General features: G+C 69.2%; 17 protein-coding genes. 3 read left to right on the top strand and 14 right to left on the bottom strand.

Going from position 1 to position 18,928, the window contains the following annotated elements; translation table 11 throughout:
* Positions 1 to 3: 3 nt before the first annotated feature.
* The 5 genes from I73_RS23585 to I73_RS23565 form a co-directional block, all read right to left on the bottom strand.
* Positions 4 to 1,059: a purine nucleoside permease gene (locus I73_RS23585; RefSeq protein ID WP_022982875.1), complete on the bottom strand. Its 1,056-nt coding sequence runs from the start codon at positions 1,057 to 1,059 to the stop codon at positions 4 to 6.
* On the bottom strand, positions 1,056 to 2,147 hold the full coding sequence (locus tag I73_RS30240; RefSeq protein ID WP_022982874.1) for a 5'-methylthioadenosine/S-adenosylhomocysteine nucleosidase: 1,092 nt from the start codon (positions 2,145 to 2,147) through the stop codon (positions 1,056 to 1,058). Before I73_RS30240 ends, I73_RS23585 begins: the two co-directional genes overlap by 4 nt.
* 37 nt (positions 2,148 to 2,184) lie before the next feature.
* Positions 2,185 to 2,571 (bottom strand): hypothetical protein, encoded by a 387-nt coding sequence (locus I73_RS30235; protein WP_022982873.1) that lies wholly within the window; start codon positions 2,569 to 2,571, stop codon positions 2,185 to 2,187.
* Between the two features lie 13 nt (positions 2,572 to 2,584).
* Complete coding sequence (locus tag I73_RS23570; protein ID WP_026097131.1) at positions 2,585 to 3,481, bottom strand: aspartyl/asparaginyl beta-hydroxylase domain-containing protein; 897 nt, start codon at positions 3,479 to 3,481, stop codon at positions 2,585 to 2,587.
* A 99-nt stretch (positions 3,482 to 3,580) separates the two neighbouring features.
* On the bottom strand, positions 3,581 to 3,892 hold the full coding sequence (locus I73_RS23565; protein WP_026097130.1) for a DUF2917 domain-containing protein: 312 nt from the start codon (positions 3,890 to 3,892) through the stop codon (positions 3,581 to 3,583).
* 152 nt (positions 3,893 to 4,044) lie between these two features.
* Here I73_RS23565 and I73_RS23560 point away from each other — a divergent pair, with 152 nt between their 5' ends.
* The 3 genes from I73_RS23560 (at position 4,045) to I73_RS23550 (ending at position 8,535) form a co-directional block, all read left to right on the top strand.
* Positions 4,045 to 5,502 carry a PLP-dependent aminotransferase family protein gene (locus I73_RS23560; protein ID WP_022982871.1) on the top strand — a complete coding sequence of 486 codons (1,458 nt, stop codon included), beginning with the start codon at positions 4,045 to 4,047 and terminating at the stop codon, positions 5,500 to 5,502.
* A 140-nt stretch (positions 5,503 to 5,642) separates the two neighbouring features.
* Complete coding sequence (locus tag I73_RS30230; RefSeq protein ID WP_148289904.1) at positions 5,643 to 6,059, top strand: hypothetical protein; 417 nt, start codon at positions 5,643 to 5,645, stop codon at positions 6,057 to 6,059.
* Between the two features lie 358 nt (positions 6,060 to 6,417).
* On the top strand, positions 6,418 to 8,535 hold the full coding sequence (locus I73_RS23550) for a YncE family protein (RefSeq protein ID WP_148289903.1): 2,118 nt from the start codon (positions 6,418 to 6,420) through the stop codon (positions 8,533 to 8,535).
* A gap of 21 nt (positions 8,536 to 8,556) precedes the next feature.
* Here I73_RS23550 and I73_RS23545 read toward each other — a convergent pair whose 3' ends face one another.
* From I73_RS23545 to I73_RS23505, 9 genes are all read right to left on the bottom strand, one after another.
* Positions 8,557 to 9,960 carry an efflux transporter outer membrane subunit gene (locus I73_RS23545; protein WP_022982868.1) on the bottom strand — a complete coding sequence of 468 codons (1,404 nt, stop codon included), beginning with the start codon at positions 9,958 to 9,960 and terminating at the stop codon, positions 8,557 to 8,559.
* Between the two features lie 4 nt (positions 9,961 to 9,964).
* On the bottom strand, positions 9,965 to 11,959 hold the full coding sequence (locus I73_RS23540; protein WP_022982867.1) for a MacB family efflux pump subunit: 1,995 nt from the start codon (positions 11,957 to 11,959) through the stop codon (positions 9,965 to 9,967).
* A gap of 10 nt (positions 11,960 to 11,969) precedes the next feature.
* Positions 11,970 to 13,181 carry an efflux RND transporter periplasmic adaptor subunit gene (locus tag I73_RS23535; protein WP_022982866.1) on the bottom strand — a complete coding sequence of 404 codons (1,212 nt, stop codon included), beginning with the start codon at positions 13,179 to 13,181 and terminating at the stop codon, positions 11,970 to 11,972.
* Positions 13,182 to 13,265: 84 nt separating this feature from the next.
* Positions 13,266 to 13,784: a hypothetical protein gene (locus I73_RS23530; protein WP_022982865.1), complete on the bottom strand. Its 519-nt coding sequence runs from the start codon at positions 13,782 to 13,784 to the stop codon at positions 13,266 to 13,268.
* A 12-nt stretch (positions 13,785 to 13,796) separates the two neighbouring features.
* Positions 13,797 to 14,786: an ABC transporter ATP-binding protein gene (locus I73_RS30225; protein WP_022982864.1), complete on the bottom strand. Its 990-nt coding sequence runs from the start codon at positions 14,784 to 14,786 to the stop codon at positions 13,797 to 13,799.
* Positions 14,783 to 15,787, bottom strand: coding sequence for an ABC transporter ATP-binding protein (locus tag I73_RS23520; protein ID WP_022982863.1), 1,005 nt, complete (start codon positions 15,785 to 15,787; stop codon positions 14,783 to 14,785). Before I73_RS23520 ends, I73_RS30225 begins: the two co-directional genes overlap by 4 nt.
* Complete coding sequence (locus I73_RS30220; RefSeq protein ID WP_234409595.1) at positions 15,784 to 16,653, bottom strand: ABC transporter permease subunit; 870 nt, start codon at positions 16,651 to 16,653, stop codon at positions 15,784 to 15,786. The genes I73_RS23520 and I73_RS30220 overlap by 4 nt, the downstream gene beginning before the upstream one ends.
* Positions 16,646 to 17,656: an ABC transporter permease subunit gene (locus tag I73_RS23510; RefSeq protein WP_022982862.1), complete on the bottom strand. Its 1,011-nt coding sequence runs from the start codon at positions 17,654 to 17,656 to the stop codon at positions 16,646 to 16,648. The genes I73_RS30220 and I73_RS23510 overlap by 8 nt, the downstream gene beginning before the upstream one ends.
* A 4-nt stretch (positions 17,657 to 17,660) precedes the next feature.
* Positions 17,661 to 18,821, bottom strand: a complete 1,161-nt coding sequence (locus I73_RS23505; protein WP_022982861.1) for a branched-chain amino acid ABC transporter substrate-binding protein — start codon at positions 18,819 to 18,821, stop codon at positions 17,661 to 17,663.
* Between the last annotated feature and the right edge of the window lie 107 nt (positions 18,822 to 18,928).

Genomic DNA, 18,928 nt, shown 5'->3' with positions numbered 1-18,928 from the left:
CCATCACGGGGCAGGCACGCCGTCCTTCCATTGGTCCCAATGGGCCACGATGTCGCGCACCAGGGCGCCGCCGACGCGGGCCAGGTTCTGGGTGGCGGGCACGAAGCCGCCGGTGGTCCCGGTGGTGGAGGCCTGCAGCGAGGCCTGGGCCGTCTGCCCCGGGTAGGGCCGGTCGAAGTTGGAGCCGGTGCGCAGCACAGCCAGGCGCGTCAGGTCCACCTTGCCGGCGGCCGCGGCGCGCTCCAGCGCGTTGTAGCTGGCGTTGTCCTCCTGCTGGGTGGTGCAATAGTTGCCCTGGCCATCGGTCAACAGCTTCACCCAGTCGCGCACATGCTGACCCAGACGGTGGCCGTGCCACCAGGTGTCGCCGCCCGCGGTGTCGCACTGGATCACGGCCGGGGGCCGGGCGGCGGGGCTGCCTTTGGGGTAGTGGGCCCGGTAGGCCTGGGCCTGGGGGCTGTCGGCCAGGGGCACCGCGCGGCTCAGGGCCAGGGCCTTGTTCACCAGCGCGTCGCTCAGGTGCGCCACTTCGGTGCGGTACTCCAGCTTGGGCTTGATGCCGGGGCCGGGGGTCAGCACGCCGAAGTAGCCGCTCTTCCAGTCCTTGGGCATCTCGCGGGCATCGATCTCGTGGGCGATGCCGGTGTCGACCAGCCAGCGGGCCCAGGCCGCGCTGCCCAGGGTGCCCTGGGCCGGGTCGATGCCGGCGATGCCGGCGACGAGGAACCAGGTTTTGCGCAGATCGAAACGCGGGTCCAGCGTCACGGCCAGCACCGAGGCCGCGGCATTGGCGTGGCCCATGCCGGTGGTCATCAGGCAGACGTCGTCGGCGTTGCAGCGCAGGGCCGGGTAGTCGGGCGACAGGCCCGGCACCGGGATCGACTCGGTCAGCTGGAAGGGTTGGATCCAGGGCTCGGCCTCGGGGCCGAACATGGAGATGACCAGGACCTTGACCGGGCGCGGGGCCACGGGGGCCGGCGCGGTCTGGGCCTGGGCCAGGCCGGCGCTCAGCAGCAGCGTGCCCAAGAGCGCCGTGGCGCGGTGCAGGAACCGGCTCATCGGGCACCTCCGCGCTTGTGCTTCACGGTCGTGACGGGCGACTGCCAGGCGCGCAGGAAGGACAGGGTGACCTCGGCCTCGTTGGTTTCGGCCAGGCCGCTGGCGAACAGCGCGCCCACGTCGGCGTTGAAGCCCTCGGCGCCGGCCAGGTCGCTCAGCGAGCGGAACGCGATGTAGGGCACCTGGTTGGCCGCGGCCACATGGGCCAGCGCAGCGGTCTCCATCTCGAAGGTCTGGGCCTGCAGGTTCTTGAACAGGTACTCGCGGTAGGCCGCGTTGGCCAGGAACACCGGACCCGAGACACCGCGTCCGCCCACCAGCAGGCGCGGCTGTTCCTTCACGCAGAGCTTCTCGTCCACTGAGCCATCGGCCTGCCGGGCCTTGGGGCCGCAGCGCTGCAGACGCGGTTGCAGCGTGCGCACGGTGGCCAGCATGGCCGCGTCCACCGGGTAGTCGAAGCGGTACTCGCCCTGCGGGGCGTTGCTCGCGTTGAGCAGGTAGGTGCCGCGCGGAAACTGGTGCTGGAAGGGTGGCAGGGGCTGGCCGTCCGGCGCGGCCAGGTTCAGGCCCAGGCAGCTCAGGTCACCGGTTTTGCCACAGGGGGCGGGCAGGGTGTCGCTGTCGTTCCAGAAGGTTTCCAGCGGCATGGCCCAGCGCTCGGGCACGGTCACGTCGCCCACATGGTTGGCGGGGTTCACGCCGCCGGCGATGCCGCTCATCACCAGGCGGTCGATGCGGAAGTGGTCCAGCAGCTGCTGGGTGGTGAGGGTGGCGTTGACGATGCTGACGCCGCTGAGCACCACCACCACGCGGTGGCCTTCGAGCTCGCCGGTGGTGAAGCGCTTGCCGGTGATCGTCCAGGTCCTGGGGTGCTGCAGGCGGCCCAGCAGGATGTCGGCCTCGGCCCCGAAGGCCGAGACGATGCCGATGCGGGGCGTGCAGTCGCTCAGGCAGGCAGCTGCCGCCGGGCGGGGCGATGTGGCCGCTGGCGCGGCCTGGGCGCTGGGGGCGGCCAGCCCCAGCAACAGGGCGGCACAGGCCGCCACGGTGGTTCGGACGGCCGGGGAGAAACGGTGGGAAAGATTCATGGTGCAGCGGGCTAGCAAATGCGGTGCCCGGCTGCACTCATGCGGCAGTGGGGGGCGGTGTGGTGGCGGGGCCCTGAACCGTGGGGCGGGGCGGTCGGCTGCCGATGCGGATGGCCCAGTGCAGCAGGCCGGCCAGGGCCAGGGCGAGCAGGCTGCCCAGGGCCCAGACGGCGCCCAGCAGCCAGGGGATCCAGGCGGACACGCCGCGCAGCACCGCCTGCAGAAGCTGGATCAGCGCGGCCAGCAGGGCGTCCCAGCCGGGCAGCCAATGGTCCAACCAACCGGCGGCGGGGCTGGCGTCCAGCCACTCGCGCAAGCTGCCCACCCAGCTCGGGTCGTGGCTCAGCAGCGCCCACAGTGCCCAGATGGCCCCGCTCCAGAGCGCCAGGCCCAGGGCGGTGACGGTCCAGAGCAGGGCGATCACGGCCGGGCCGCGTTCAACGGAAGATCAGGTACAGCGCGCCCAGGATGGCCACCCACTTGAGCACGTAGTAGGTGGGCCGGGACTTGGCCTTCAGGGCCTTGCCGGCCAGGCGCAGCTTGTAGCCGTGGGCAAAGATCTTGTTGACCATGCCGATCGACTCGCCTTCGACGTTCTGGGTGCGCGCGGCATTCAGCACGATGCGGCCGAAGAAGCGGTTGAACCAGGCCAGGGGCGCGGTGTAGACCGGGCGCTCCACATCGCAGAACAGGATCACGCGCTGGTGGTCGGTCTTGTTCTCGGCGAAGTGGATGAAGGTCTCGTCGAACATCATCGGCTCGCCGTCGTACCAGGACCGGCGCTCGCCGTCGACCTCGATGAAGCAGTCGCCCGAGTTGGGGGTGACCAGGCCCAGGTGGTAGCGGATGGAGCCGGCGAAGGGGTCGCGGTGACGCACCAGGCGTGCGCCCGGCGGCAGCGAGGTGAACATCGCGGCCTTGATGCCCGGAATCTGGTTGACCAGTTCCACCGTGCGCGGGCACAGCTTCATGGCCGAGGGCAGGTCCTCGCCGTACCACTTCAGGTAGAAGCGTTTCCAGCCGGTGCGGAAGAAGGAGTTGAAGCCGATGTCGGTGTAGCCCTCGGCGGCCTTGATGAAGCCCTCGTCGTTCAGGCGCAGGGCCTCCTCGCGGATCTCCTGCCAGTGGTCCTGCAGGGGCTTCAGTTCCGGGAAGTCCTTGGGCTCGAGGAAGGCCGTGGCCGGCACCTTGGAGCCCAGGAACAGCAGCGCGTTGACCGGGGCCAGCAGCACGGTGAAGTCGGTCAGGGCCCGCACGAGGCCGAAACGCACCTTGCCTCGGAAGTGGGCATAGAGCGCCGAGGCGACGAAGATGGCCAGGACCCAGTAGCGCAGCGGGGGCATCCAAGCTTCCATGAGTGACACGTTTTCGAGCGTAAAGGCGGCATATTAGCCGCCCGTTGCGCACACGTGGCGTGTCAGGTCAAGTCGGCTTCAACCGATCTGCCAGGCCAGCACGGCCACTTCCGGCCCCAGGGCCTCGACCACCACCCGGCCCGGGCCGCGCACCGTGTGCTGCTCGCCGGTCGAGAGCACATGGTCGCCGGCATCGCCCGTCTCGGTCAGCCAGACCCGGCCGGCCAGCACCTGGAGCCGGGCGCCGGCCACGCCGCTGCGGCTGAGCACCTCGGCCGGCGCCAGGGCCACCGTGGGTGGGCCCAGCTCCAGCGGCAGGCGTGGCGCGGCGGGTTGGGGGCTGCGGTCGCGCCGCAGGGCGGAAGGCGGGGAAAGGGGCAGCGTGTTCATGGCCTCCACGGTAGGGCGCGGCCTGCCCGCGGCCCAGCCACAGACGGGCCCCAGTGCGGGGGCCACACCCGGGCCCGCGGCGCGGCTGTGCTGGTCCGGTTCGGGTGCATCTGTACTGGTTTGGGCGGGGATGACCCATACAGAATCGGCCCATGCCTTCTCTCAGCAGCGCCACCGACACCCTGTATCTGCAGATCGCCGAGTCCCTGGCCGCGCCGATCCGGGCCGGCACGCTGGCCCGCGGCGAGCGCATTCCCTCGGTGCGCGCGCTGGCGCGCGAGCGCGGCGTGTCGCAGGCCACGGTGGTGCAGGCCTACCGCACGCTGGAGGACGCCCGGCTGATCGAAGCCCGGGCCCGTTCCGGCTACTTCGTGGCCGCCCGGCCCCGCCGTCTGCCGGAGCCGGAGCCCTCGCTGCCGCCGGTGGCCACGCTGGACGTGGACGTCAGCGCCATGGCCAACGAGGTCATGCGCCTGGCCACCAGGGAAGACCACATTTCCTTCGGCGCCGCCTGCCCCACGCCCGACCTGTTCGACGAGGAGCGGGTGCGCCGGGCCGTCAGCCGGGCCACCCAGCGCCACCGCAGCACCTTGTGCCAGTACCCGCTGGGGCCGGGCGACGAATCGCTGCGTCGCGCGGTGGCCCGTCACACCCTGCGCATGGGCTGCGGCCACGAGGCCAAGGACATCGTCATCACCAACAGCTGCCTGGAGTCGATCAGCCTGTGCCTGCGCGCGGTGACCAAGCCGGGCGATGTGGTGGCGCTGGAGTCGCCCACCTACTTCGGTCTGCTGGAGATCGTCGAGAACCTGCACCTGCGCGTGCTGGAGATTCCCACGCATCCGCGCACCGGCCTGTCGGTGGACGCACTGCAGCTGGCCTTCGACACCCAGCCGGTCAAGGCGGTGCTCATTGTGCCCACGCTGAGCAACCCGCTGGGCGCCTGCATGCCGCTGGCCGAGCGCAAGCGCCTGGCCCAGATGGTGGCCGAGCGCGGCATCCCGCTGATCGAGGATGTGCTCTACAACGACCTGGTCGAGCAGGAGGACAAGCGCCGCGCCGTGGCCTCCTTCGACCCCAGCGGCCATGTGATGCTCTGCGGCTCCTTCAGCAAGACCATCGCCCCGGGCCTGCGCCTGGGCTGGGTGGCGCCGGGGCGCTGGCTGGACAAGCTCTCCCGCATGAAGGCCACCACTTCGGGCGGGCAGGCGGTCATCCTGGAGCGCGCCCTGGCCGATCTGCTGACCCAGCCCGGCATCGAGGCCGGCTACCGGGCGCTGCGCAGCACCATCGCCGCCCGGGTGGACGAGGCGCGCGACCTGATCGCCCGCCACTTTCCCAAGGGCAGCCGGGTGACCGATCCGCCCGGCGGCTACATCCTGTGGGTGGAACTGCCCGAGGGCGTCGATTCGATGGCCCTGTACCGCGCCTGCCTGGCCGAGCGCATCTGCATCGCCCCGGGCACCATGTTCAGCGCCACCGACCGCTACCGCCGCTTCATCCGCCTGGGTGTGGGGGGCCGCTGGGACGACGCGCAGCGCGCCGGCCTGAAGCGGGTGGGGACGCTGGCCTGCGGGTTGGCACGCGAGGCCGCTACGATCGGGCCATGAGCACCATTCCGTCCTCTGCCGCACATCGGTCACGTCGCCGGATGCTCCGTATCGCGCTGGCCCTCGCGGCCACCGCGGTCGGTCGCAGGGGGCGGGCGGCTGAGGACACGCCGCCGGTCATCCCCAGTTCGCCCGCCATCTTGGGCACCCGGTTACCGGCGCGCACCCTGCGGGACGCCAATGCCGACCCGGTGCGGCTGGATGCCTCGGTGCGGGCCATCGTCTTCACCGCGGACCGCCAGGCCAGTGCCTGGGTTCACCCGCTGCTGGCGGAGTGGGGTGCAGCCGCCCTGGCTCAGCACCACGTCATCGTGTTGGTCGACCTGAGCGCCATGCCAGCGCTGATCACCCGCATGTTTGCCCTGCCCAAGCTGAGGGCGCTGCCGTTTTCGCTGGGCCTTGTGCAGGACGAGGCCGAGACCGCCGACCTGCCGCGCCAGGCCGGCCAGGCCACGCTGATCCAGCTGGAGGCGCTGGAGGTGACCGACATCCGCTTCCTGCCGGATGCTGCGGCGCTGCAGATGGCACTGCAGGGCCCGCCTGTCAGTCAACCCTGAAGATCCATACTGCTCATGGTCGATATCTCCCAACTTTCATAGCGATCGCGATCTCTCTGTAAAGCAGTGTGAACCTAAACTTGCACCATGCTTGTTTGGGGGGAGTTAGATGAGGCTGAACTGGCTTGCAGCAATTGGGTTGCTGGGTGCATTGGTTGCTGGGTGCGGGGGCGGAGGGTCTTCAGCAACCAACGTTGAAGCGCCTGGAGGTGACACCGCGGGGTTTCCCACTTTGGTTCGGAGCGCCGGGTTTTCTATGCCGGCACCGGATGCTCTTCCTGCGAGGACGGCTACCCCTGGCTTTCAGAATGGGGAGGTTTTGGTCGCCAGTGAACAGGCGGCGCCCGCTGGTCTTCTGGTGGAATTGCTTGACGCATCGCAGCAGCCGCTGCAACCGGTGGTCTTGGCCAGTGCGAGAACGCAGGCGGGCGGCGCATTTTCACTGCCGGATCCGCGGACGGCAGTTTCGGCTTCGCGTCTGTGGCTGCGGGTTACCTTGACCGACGGCTCGCAATTGCGGGCTTTCGCTTCGGGATGGACCAGCGTGACTCCGGGAACCGAGGCGGCCTTAGCGGAAATCCACCGGTTGCAAGTCATCGGAGCGTTTCCCGGGCATGAACTCTCCGAGGGGGATTTGGCAGGGGCGCAGCAGGATGCAAGTACGGTCTGGGAGGGTTCCTACGGCAATCTCGGGACAACCGCTGCAGTCAAGGCCGTGGTGGAAGATCTTCGAACGCGTGCAGCTTGGAATGCTCAGCTGAGAAATCTGGCATTGGCATCCCCGGAAATGGGGTCCGGCGATGTGGCTGGAATGCTGCCTGTCAACGATGTGTCGTGGACGATGTCGGTGGTCCAAAACGGTGTAGCCACGTCCACGCCTGTAACTGGGCGCTGCGACGCATCGCAGGGGCTGTCCCGCTTCTGCACCTTGCTGTTCGCCAATACACCAGATGTCAACGAAACGTATGGCGTCCAACGTGACGGTGTGTCCCTGACTTTCGATCCGTTGACTGAAAGTCAGTTGGAGCAGTTGCTGAGCCAGATGGGGCCCTTGCCGCTGATGGAGTTTCCTCTGCAGGTCGGGACTCGGGTGCTGGTGGATGAACCTCGCGTGGTGCTTCAGGCAGACAACGGAATCCATGCGTCCGTGAAGATCACCCGCTACACCTATCCCATGTCTGCCGTGCAGGCGCTCGGGACGACAGTGTCTGCCGCACGTGTGGTGGTGGATTACGAGATCGCCATGCTGGACACGCGGTCGAACGCACAAGCGGATGTGTTGGTGCGGGAACAGCGTTGGTTCAGTCCCGGCCGCGGGCCTGTGCGGATCGAGGCGGATGGTCTGCTGCGCTCTGGCGGGACCGTTACCCATGAGACGCTGTCCGTCTCGGCCAACAGCGTATCCGGTGAATTTCTTGCCTCGCCAGTGCAGCCCATTGAGGGCGCCATGGATGTCGCGTCGCTGGGCTTGCGTCATCGCCACGCTGTCCACAACGCTGTCACGGACAAACTTTACGTGGCTGCTTCGGACCAAGGTGGGCGGGTGCTTGAGATGGATCCAGCGACACTGACCACGTTGCGCAGTGTCAGCCTTGGTGCCGTTCCCGGCCGTCTGGCTGTGTCGTCTGATGGCCGGCTTCTGTATGTTGGTCTAGACGGTGGGAATGTCGTTGTGCTGGACATTGCCAGTCTGACGGAGGTGCGACGGTTTGTGCTCCCTTCCGATCCTTATGGACGCGCCTATGACCGGGTGCGGGATATGGCTGTCGATCCCTTTGACTCGTCTCGTGTGCTGGTGTTGGCGGGATCCAGTCTGCTGGCAGGGGGCACGGGGGCCGTGCTGATGTATCAAGGCACCAGTCTCGTGCTCCGCGATGCACCGCGCTCCAATGCCCAAGACTATGGCTGGGGTTATTACTGGCCCCAGACGGTGTCCTGGACTTCAACCGAGGGTGCCTTTCTGGTCGCCACCCCGCAAGGCTCTCCGGGGAGCCTCTACCGAATTGCTGCAGGCAACACCGCCTATGTGGAGCAGGCTCTGCTTGAGCGCACTTACGATTTGGGTACCCAAGAGCTGAATGGCGAGGTCCTGACAAATCACGGTTCGATTCTCGATGCGCTGACCTTTGACACGAAACGTCAATTGACCTTCCAGACCTTCACCTTGAACAGTTGCATGACCTTGGTTCCCGGGGTGGACTGGTGTGACATCGGCAATGCTGCTTCACTGCCCAGTTACTTGCTGCTGAATCATCAGACAGGGTCCTTCATGGCCACCTACACCCCTGTCATTCGGACTGTCACCAACGGTTGCCCTGAGGCCGAGGTCCGGGAGGGTTCTCTGGGTTTGGACGAAGCCAAACTGAGCGCGATGGACCATGGCCGAGTGCTGGTGAGCACAGTGTCCTCGACATCGGGGACGGAAAGATGCTCTCTTCAGGTGTGGTCACCGCAGGGATTCTCCACGCTCCAGTGAGTTGACCACTGCCCCCGGCGCTCAGACCCCGCCGCCCAGCGCCTGGTACAGCGTCACCTGGTTCTGCAGGCGGGACAGCTGGTTCTCGGCCAGCGCCACCTCGGCGGTGCGGCGGCTTTCCTGCGCGTCCAGCCAGTCCTTGAGTGCGACGGCGCCGTGGCGGTAGCGCACCTCGGTCATGGCCTCGACCTGGCGGGCGGCGGCCAGCGAGCCGGCCAGCCACTCGCCCTGGCGGGCCAGGGCCTCGCGGTTGCTCAGGGCGTTCTGCACATCGGCCAGGGCGCTGTAGAGGGTCTGGCGGTAGCCGATGACGGCGCTTTCATAGGCCGCCTGGTTCTTGGCGTTGCTCAGGTGCATCTCGCGCACCCGCAGGAAGGGCAGGGTCAGGCCCGCGCCCAGCGTGCCCACCGGGTTGGACAGCAGGTTGCTCAGCGCATTGCTGCTGCTGCCCAGGGTGCCCGTCAGGCTCAGCGTGGGGTAGTAGGCTGCCGCGGCGGCGTCGTTGCTGGCCAGGGTTTCGCGCAGGCGCAGCTCGGCCGCGCGCAGGTCGGGGCGGCGGCCCAGCACCTCGGCCGGCACGCCGGCGGCCACGGCGGGCAGCGGCCGGTCCGGCAGGGTCTGTGGCTCCTGTGGCAGCAGGCCGGCCAGGGCCGCGGCGCTGGGCGCATGGTCGAACAGGATCACCAGCGCGTGCCGGGCTTCTGCGCGCTGCTCCGCCAGGGCCGAGAGGCTGGCCTGCTGGCTCAGCACGGTCTGCTCGGCCTGCTGCAGGTCCAGGCCCGAGACCGCACCGGCTTCGTACTGGGCCTTCACCAGCTCGCGCGTGCGCTGCGCGTAGTCCAGGCTGGCCTGGGCGCTGGCCACGCGCTGGTTCAGGTAGGCCAGCTGCCAGTAGTCCTCGGCCACGGTGCCGGCCAGGCTCAGGGCGGTGGCCTGGCGGTCCTGCTCGGTGGCCTGGGCCTCCCATTCGGCGGCGTCGCCCAGCGCGGCCAGGCGTTGCCACAGATCCACCTCCCAGCTCACGCCCCCGCTGACGCTGTGGGTCTGGTTGCGGGCGCCAGCGTGGTTGATGGTGCGTTGCGAGCTGCTGCTGAGGCTGGCGTTGGGCACCGGCCAGCGGTTGTTGTCGGCCAGGCCGGCAGCCAGCTGCGCCTGCTTCACCGACAGGGCGGCCACCGCCATGTCGGCGTTGCGCCGCAAGGCTTCGTCCACCAGGGCGGTCAGGGTCGGGTCGTCGAAGCGGCTCCACCAGCGGTCGGTGGCCGCCGCCGCAGGGGCGGCCGGGCTCGGGGTGTCCCACTGCGCCGGCACGGCCGGCTGGGGTGCGCTGTAGGGCGTGCGGGTGACCGCGCAGCCGCTGGCCAGCAGCGTGAGGGTGGCCAGGGTCAGGGCCTGGAGCGGGAAGCAGCGTGAGCGTGCGGCCATGGGATCAATCACGGGACAGGGCCTCCACCGGGTTGAGTCGGGCGGCGCTGCGGGCCGGCAGGTAGCCGAACACCACGCCGATCAGCGTGGCGCAGAGAAAGGCCACGCCCATCGCGGTGGGTGAGAAGGACAGCGCAAAGTTCTGGCTGAAATGCGAGAACAGCGCGCCGAAGCCCAGGGCGCTGGCGATGCCCAGCACGCCGCCCAGCAGGCAGACCAGCACGGCCTCGATCAGGAACTGCTGCTGGATGTCGCGCTGGCGCGCGCCCACCGCCATGCGCACGCCGATCTCGGCGGTGCGCTCGGTCACGCTCACCAGCATGATGTTCATCACCCCGATGCCGCCCACCACCAGGGAGATCACCGCGATCGAGGCGATCAGCAGGGTCAGGGTCTGGGTGGTGCTCTCGATGGTCTGGCGGATGCTGTCGGTGTTGAGCACGTAGAAGTCCACCCGGCCGTGGCGGCGCTCCAGCAGCTGGTTGATGCCTTGTTCGGCCGCGGCCATGGGGGCGCTGTCATCCACCCGCACGGTGATGCTGCGCAGATAGCCTTGGCCGATCAGCCGCCGCATGGCCGTGGTGTAGGGCACGAAGATGTTCAGGCTCTCGCTGTTGGGGCCGAAGGCGCTGTCTTTCTTGGCGGTGACGCCCACCACATAGACCGGCATGCTGCCCAGGAACAGCACCTGGCCGATCGGGTCGCTGGTGGGGAACAGCTTCTTCCTGGCGTTGTCGTCGATCACCGCCACCTGGGCGTAGTGGCGGATGCCGTCGGCATCGAAGGCGGTGCCCAGGGCCATCTGCAGCCCCTTGACGCGGAAGTACTGCTCGCCCACGCCGGTGACGTTGACCGAGGCGTCGATGTTGCCCACCCGCGCGGTCACCGAGGTCTGCACATTGGGCGTCACGCTGTCCACATAGGACTGCTCGGCCAGCGCATCCGCGTCGTCCGGGCGCAGGGTCTGGATGCGGGCGGAGCGCGGGTCACCGAAGCCCAGGCCGGAGAAGACCTCGATGGTGTTGGTGCCGATGCTGGCAATGTTGGCCAGCACTTTCTGCTGCGAGCCCTGGCCCAGCGCCACCACCGACACCACCGAGGCGATGCCGATGACGATGCCCAGCATGGTCAGCAGGGTGCGCAGGCGGTGGGCATTCATGGCGAGCAAGGCCATGCGCAAGGCCTCACCCAGGCTGTCGGCGGTGGCGCGCCAGTGGCGGACCAGGGTCTGGGCAGGGGCCGGTGCCTGCGCCGGTGCCGTGCGTGGGGCGGCTTCCGGGGCGGTGACCCGCGACGGGGTGTTGGGCGCATCGGAGACGATGCGGCCGTCCTTCAGCTCCACGATGCGCTCGGCGTGGCGGGCCACGCCCATGTCGTGGGTGACGAGGATGATGGTCTGGCCCTGGGCATGCAGCTCACCCAGGATGCGCATCACCTCTTCGCCCGAGCCGCTGTCCAGCGCGCCGGTGGGTTCGTCGGCCAGGATGACGCTGCCGCCGTTCATCAGCGCGCGGGCGATGGACACCCGCTGCTGCTGGCCACCCGAGAGTTTGCCCGGCACATGCTGCGTGCGGTCTCCCAGGCCCAGCCGTTCGAGCAGGGCCTGGGCGCGGGCATGGCGCTCGCCGCGTGGCGCGCCGGCGTAGATGGCCGGCACCTCCACATTGCCCTGGGCCGTCAGGTCCGACAGCAGGTGGTAGCGCTGGAAGATGAAGCCGAAGTGCTCGCGCCGCAGCTCGGCCAGCTCGTCCGGGCTGAGCTGGGCCACCTCGCGCCCGGCGATGGTGTAGCGGCCGCGGCTGGCCTGGTCCAGGCAGCCGATCAGGTTCATCAGCGTGGATTTGCCGGAGCCCGACTGGCCGACGATGGCCACCATCTCACCGGCCTGGATCTGCAGGTCGATGTCTTGCAGCACCGTCAGGGTGCCTTCGCCGGCAGGAAAGTCGCGGCCGACGCCGCGCAGGTCCAGCAGCGGGGCGGCTTGCGTGTGTTCGCTCATGGTGCCGGCGTCAGAACATCGGCGGGCCCATGCGCCGTGGGCCACCCCCCGTGGTCGAGGCTGCGGTGGCTGCGTTGCCCAGCACCACCTGCTCGCCTTCGCGCAGGCCGTCCAGCACCTGGGCGGTCACGTTGTTGTCGATGCCGATCTTCACCGTCCTCGGCTGGGGTCGGCCATCCGGGCCCACCACCTGCACCTGGGTCTGACCATCCGGGCCCCGAGGGCCCAGCGCACCCGCCGGAATGGTCAGGGCCTTGCGGGCGGCATTGCGCACGATGTGCACCGTGGCCGTCATCGAGATGCGCAGCAGGTGGTCCGGGTTGGGCACATCCAGCTTGCCGTTGTAGTAGATGGCGGTGGCGTTGGTGGTGCTGGTGGAACTGCTGCTGGTGCTGGACGTGCTGCTCGTGCTGATGCTGTCGGTGGCGGGCTCGATGCTGCGCAGCGTGGTGTCCCAGCGGCGGTCGGGCTCGCCAAGGATGGTGAAGTACACCTTCTGACCCGGCTTCACGCTGGTCACATCCGCTTCCGAGATGGAGGCCTTCACCGTCATCGTGTCCACCTGGGCGACGATGAGGATGGTCGGGGCGGACTGGTTGGAGTTCACCGTCGTGCCCTCCTCGGTCACGATGGACACCACCTGGCCGTCGATGGGCGAGGTGATGCGGGTGTAGCCCAGGTTCACCTGGGCCGTGTCCACGGCGATGCGGGCCGCCTCCACCTGGGCCTTCAGCGCTTCCACATTGGCTTGTGCGGTCTCCACGCCTTCACGGGCACTGTCCAGGTCGGCCTGGGCGCTGGCGTCGCTGCGGCGCATCTGTTGCTGGCGGGTCAGGGTGCGTTGGTTCTGCGCCAGGGTGGCCTGGGCCGACTTCAGCTGCGCCTGCACATTGGCCAGCGTGGTCTGGGCGGTGCGCAGCGTGTTCTGCTGCGTCATCGAGTCGATCTCGGCCACCAGCTGGCCTTTCTTGACCATGTCGCCCAGTGCCACCTTGAGCGACTTGACCTGGCCTGAGACCTGGGCGCCCACGCTGACCTGCTTGAAGGCCTGCAGCGTGCCATTGGCCAGCACGGAGTCCTCGATGTCGGCCCGCTGGACGGGCGCGGTGATCAGCGAGGGCGGGGCCGGAGGACGGAAGACGTACCGCGCACCCAGGACGACCAGCAGCAGCACGACGGCACCCAGGACCAGGCGCCGGGCGCGCGGGGAAGAGAGCTTCATGTGACGAGAACGAGAAGTATTCATGCGACTGTCGCAGCACCTCCGGTCTGTGGTTTTGCTGTTCTGTGAAGGGGCTTCATGAAGCTAGGGGGGAGTCTGCACCACGGAGCGCGACCAGCGGATGAGCCCCCAGGCATAGCGTGCGTAGTAAGCCAGCAGGGTGCCCAGGATCAGCAGGGTGAGCGGGCTGCGGATGAAGTGGTCCGGCGGCTCGGTGAGCAGCTCGGGCAGCCAGTAGAGCTGAGCCAGGCGAAAGACGACGCGGGCCGTCAGCAGCAGGGACAGGGCGATGCCGATGTGGGCATGGGGCGTGTAGAACAGCCCCTGGGGCGTGACCTCGAAGCGCGTGCGCTGCAAGCCCAACTGGGCCAACAGCGCGCCGGCGCCCAGGCCCGCCACCAGCACGGCGGCCCGCAGTGGATGGACGGCCGAGCCCAGCAAGAGCAGGGCTGCCAGCAGCGGCAGCAGGATCAACGACATCCAGGCCCGCACCGGGCGAAAGTGCTGCCGCCCCACCAGGCGCCGCACCCGGCGGTAGATCCGCCAGGCGATGAGCAGACCGATGCCGACGATGGCCAGCGGGGGCAGGTGTGCGGGGGGCATGGGTGTCTCGAATCAGGTGCTGGCCCAGCAGGCCGCTTCGGTCTGTTGTCCTTCGCCGCCGCCTTCCAGCACCGGCACTTCCGCCGCGCAGCGCGCGAAGGCCAGGGGGCAGCGGGTGCGGAAGCCGCAGCCGCTGGGGCGGGCGATGGGCGAGGGCAGTTCGCCTTGCAGGATGATGCGGGTGCGGCGCTGGGACGGATCCACCGTGGGCGTGGCGGAGAGCAGGGCCTGCGTGTAGGGGTGGCGCGGCTGGCCGAACACGGCGTCGCGCGGGCCGCGTTCCACACAGCGGCCCAGGTACATCACCATGACCTCGTCGGCCACGTGGCGCACCACGCCCAGGTCGTGCGAGATGAAGAGGTAGGCCACGCCCAGTTCGCGCTGTAGGTCGGCCAGCAGGTTGAGCACCTGGGCGCGGATGGACACGTCCAGCGCGGACACCGGCTCGTCCAGCACCAGAACGCGCGGCTGCAGCATCAGCGCGCGGGCGATGGCCACGCGCTGGCGCTGGCCGCCGGAGAACATGTGCGGGTAGCGGCCGAAGGCCTCCTCGCGCAGGCCCACGCGGGCCAGCATGGCGCGGGCCGCGGCCTCACGTTCGGTCGGGCTGCCGACGTGGTTGGCCTCCAGCGGCTCCATCAGCGTGCGGCCAATGGTCTGGCGCGGGTTGAGCGAGCCGTAGGGGTTCTGGAAGACGATCTGCACCTGGCGGCGCAGGGCTCGGCGCTGCTCGGCATTGGCCTGGGCCACGTCCAGCCCGTCGATCAGCAGCTGACCGGCGGTGGGCGTTTCGATCATGGTCAGCAGCTTGGCCAGCGTGGACTTGCCGCAGCCCGATTCGCCCACCACCGCCAGCGTGCGGCCAGCCTGCAGGGAGAAGCTCACGCCGTCGAGCGCATGCACGGTGGCGGGCGGCTTGAACAGGCCGCGCGCCACGGGGTAGAGGCGCTGCAGCTCGCGGGCCTCCAGGACCGGCGCGGCGGTTTCAGCAGCGGCGCTCATGCAGCGTTCTCCAGGTTCAGCGCGATGGGCTGGCCCGCATCGTCCAGCGGGGTGTGGCACAGGGCACGGCCCAGGGCGGCATCGGCCGGCACGGGCTTGACGGCATGGCAGTGGGCCGTGGCCCAGCGGCAGCGCGGGGCGAACAGGCAGCCGGCGGGCCGGTCGCTCTGGCCGGGCACCACGCCGTCGATGGCCTCCAGCCGCGCGCCGGTGGCGCGTTCGGGCAGGGCGGCCAGCAGGGCGTGGGTGTAGGGGTGGTGCGGGTGGGTGAAGAGGGTGGCGGCGGGCTGCGTCTCCACCACGCGGCCGGCGTACTGCACCATCACCCGGTCGGCGGCCTCGGCCACCACGCCCAGGTCGTGGGTGATCAGCACCAGGGCCATGCCGGTGTCGCGTCGCAGGGTCTGCAGCAGGTCCATGATCTGGGCCTGGATGGTGACGTCCAGCGCGGTGGTGGGCTCGTCGGCGATCAGGAGACGCGGCTTGCAGGCCAGCGCCATGGCAATCATGACCCGCTGGCACATGCCGCCCGAGAGCTGGTGCGGGAATGCGCGGGCGCGGCGGGCCGGGTCGGGAATGCCGACCTGCTCCAGCAGCGCGATGACGCGGGCCTGACGTTCGCGCCGGCCCAGCGGGGTGTGCTGGGCCAGGGCCTCGCCGATCTGCCAGCCCACGGTGAAGCAGGGGTTCAGCGAGCTCATCGGCTCCTGGAACACCATGGCCACGTCCTTGCCGATCAGGGCACGGCGCTGGCGCGGGCTCAGCGCCCGCAGGTCCTGGCCATCGAAGGCCATGCGTTCGGCGGTGACGGTGGCTGTCCAGGGCAGCAGGCCCATGATGGCCAGCATGGCCACCGACTTGCCCGAGCCCGATTCGCCGACGATGGCCAGCAGCTCATTGGGGGCGACGCTCAGGTCCACGCCGTCCACGGCCCGGAAGGGCCCGCGGCGGGTGGCGAAGCTGACCGACAGCCCGCGGATGTCCAGCAGGGGCGCGCTCATGTTTTTCTCATCTTGGGGTCCAGCGCATCGCGCAGGCCGTCGCCGGCCAGGTTGATGGAGACCACGGTGATCAGGATGGCCAGGCCGGGCAGGGTGACCAGCCAGGGCTCGGAGCGGATGAACTCGCGGGCGTCGGCCAGCATGGTGCCCCACTCGGCGGTGGGCGGCTGCGCACCCAGGCCCAGAAAGCCCAGGGCGGCGGCCTCGAGGATGGCGTCGGACACGCCCAGCGCGGCCTGCACGATCAGCGGGGCCAGGCAGTTGGGCAGCACGGTGCGGAACATCAGCCGCGCCTGGCCCACGCCGGCCACCCGGGCCGCGGTCACGTAGTCCTTGCCCAGCTTCGGCTGGGGCCGAGGCGCGCAGGAGGCGCACATAGCGCCGCAGGTAGACGATGGTGACCGCCACGATGTGTTGGTCAGGCTCGGGCCCAGCACGGCGACGACCAGGATGGCCAGCACCAGGCTGGGCACCGCCATGATCAGGTCCATCAGGCGGGTGATCAGGGTGTCCACCACGGGGCCGAAGCTGACGCAGGCCAGGCCCAGCAGCACGCCGATGACGAAGGACACGCCCATCACCGACAGGCCGATGAACAGCGACACGCGGGCGCCGTAGATCAGCCGGGTCAGCAGGTCGCGCCCCAGGCTGTCGGTGCCCAGCAGGAAGCGGGTGCTGCCGCCGGGCTCCCAGAACGGCGCGGCGCGGATGGCGTCGCGGAACTGGGCGTCCGGGTCGTAGGGGGCGATGAGCGGTGCGAAGATCGCCAGCAACACCACGGTCAGCACCACAGCCAGGCCGGCCACGGCGCCGCGGTTCTCGCGGAAGGCGAACCAGAAGTCCGCCAGGGGATGGGTGTCACGCATGGCGGATGCGGGGGTTGATGAGGCCGTAGGTCAGGTCGACCACCAGATTGACGAGGATGACCACGCCCGACACCAGCATGACCCCGCCCTGCAGGGCCGGGTAGTCGCGTCTGGAGATGGATTCGATCAGCCACTTGCCGATGCCGGGCCAGGAGAAGATGGTTTCGGTGAGCACCGCGCCGGCCATCAGCGCGCCCACCTGCAGGCCGATGACGGTGACCACCGGGATCATGGCGTTGCGCAGCGCGTGCAGGCCCACCACCCGCCAGGCCGGCAGGCCCTTGGCGCGGGCGGTGCGCACATAGTCCTCGGCCAGCACCTCCAGCATGGCCGAGCGCGTCATGCGGGCGATGACGGCCAAGGGGATGGTGCCCAGCACCACGCCCGGCAGGATCAGGTGGTGGATGGCGTCCCATACCGCGCCGGGCTGGCCCGAGAGCCAGGCGTCGATCACCATGAAGCCGGTCACCGGCTCGAAATAGAAGTTGATCAGGTCGATGCGGCCCGACACCGGGGTCAGGCCCCAGCGCTCGCCCACGTACATGATCAGCAGCAGGCCCCACCAGAAGATGGGCATGGAGTAGCCGGTGACCGACAGGCCCATCAGGGTCTGGTCGTAGAGGCTGCCCCGCTTGGCCGCGGCGATGGCGCCGGCCGGCAGGCCGATGACCGCCGCGAAAAGCATGGCGAAGAAGCTCAGCTCCAGCGTGGCCGGGAACAGGGCCATGAACTCGGTCAGCACCTTCTGGTTGGTGGCCAGCGAGGTGCCGAAATCCCCGTGCAGCAGCTGCCAGACATAGTCCAGGAACTGCTTCCAGATGGGCTGGTCCAGGCCCAGCTCATGGCGGAAGTAGGCCAGGCGCTCGGGGCTGATGCCCCGCTCGCCCACCCGCACCTCCACCGGGTCGCCCGGCACCAGGCGGATCGCCACGAAGGTGACGAACATCAGCGCGAAGAAGGTCGGGATGGTGAGCGCCAGCCGGCGCCAGAGGAAGCGGAACATCAGATCACCAGTTGTCGCTGCGGGTCAGCAGGAACCAGTCGCCGTTGTTGATTTCGTAGACGCTGACCACACCGTAGCGTTGCTCGCCGTTGTCGGCAAAGCGCATGCTGCTGGTCACCGGGGCCAGCGGGTCCACCGTCTTGAGCGCGGCCACCAGCTTCTCGCCGTCCACGCTCTTGGCCTGGCGGATGGCCGCGGCCAGCACGTAGACCGCATCGTAGGCGTAGTGGCCGCCATAGACCGGGTCGTGGTTGAACTTGGCGCGGTAGCGGGTCAGGAAGGCCTTGCCGCCCAGGAACTCGTCCACGCCGATGATGGGCGAGGTCGCGTAGATCTTGCCGGCCGCCGGGTTGGCCTTGGCCATCGCCGGGGTCTTGATGGTGTCGCCGCCGACGATGGACAGCTTCACGCCGGCCGCGGCCAGCTGGTCGGCCAGGGCCAGCACCTGGAAGTCGGCCAGCGTGGTCACCAGCACATCGGCCTTCTGGGCCTTCAGGCCGTCGATCAGCTTGGCGAAGTCGGTGGTCTTGGCGTCCAGCGACATCTCCAGCACCACCTCGCGCTGGCGTGCGGTCAGCTGGGCCTTGGCCGACTGGGCCAGGCCCTTGCCGTAGGGCGTGGCATCGTCCACCACGGCGTAACGGTGGCTGCCGCCGGGCAACTGGGCGGCGAAGGCGCCCATGGCCTTGGACTGCAGCGCGTCGCTGGCCACCAGGCGGAAGGTGGTGGGCAGGCCCATCTGGGTGTACTCGGGCTTGGTCGAGATGGCCAGCTGCGGAATCATCTTGGCGGCATAGACCGGCGCCGCGGCCATGCTGACCCCGGAGTTCAGGTGGCCGATGACGGCCACCGCGCCCTGGTCGATCAGCTGCTGCGCGACCTTCTTGCCGGTCTCGGGGTCGGACTTGTCGTCCCCGCTGATGATCTCGAACTTCACCACCTTGCCGTCGACCTTGAAGCCCTCCTTGTTGAGGTCTTCGACGGCCATGCGGGCGCCGTCCACCATGTCCTGGCCCAGGGCGCCCAGCGGGCCGGTGAGCGGCTGGGCCACGCCGATCTTGACGGTGTCGGGCACGGGCTGGCAGGCGCTGAGCAGGCTGCCCAGGCCCGTGACCAGGCCCAGCAGGACGCTGCCGCTCAGCAGGCGGCGGAGACGGAAATTCATGGTGATGCGGGAAGGGTGGGTGAAGCGGGAAACGGCAGCGGCACGCCGGGGGAGGCCGGCGTGCCGCGAATCAGCCGTGTGAGTTCAGGACAGGCCCGTCACTTCAG

It is taken from the genome of Ideonella sp. B508-1 (assembly GCF_000333615.1).
Lineage (GTDB): Bacteria > Pseudomonadota > Gammaproteobacteria > Burkholderiales > Burkholderiaceae_C > Ideonella.
This window is presented reverse-complemented; position numbering and strand designations above follow the sequence as displayed.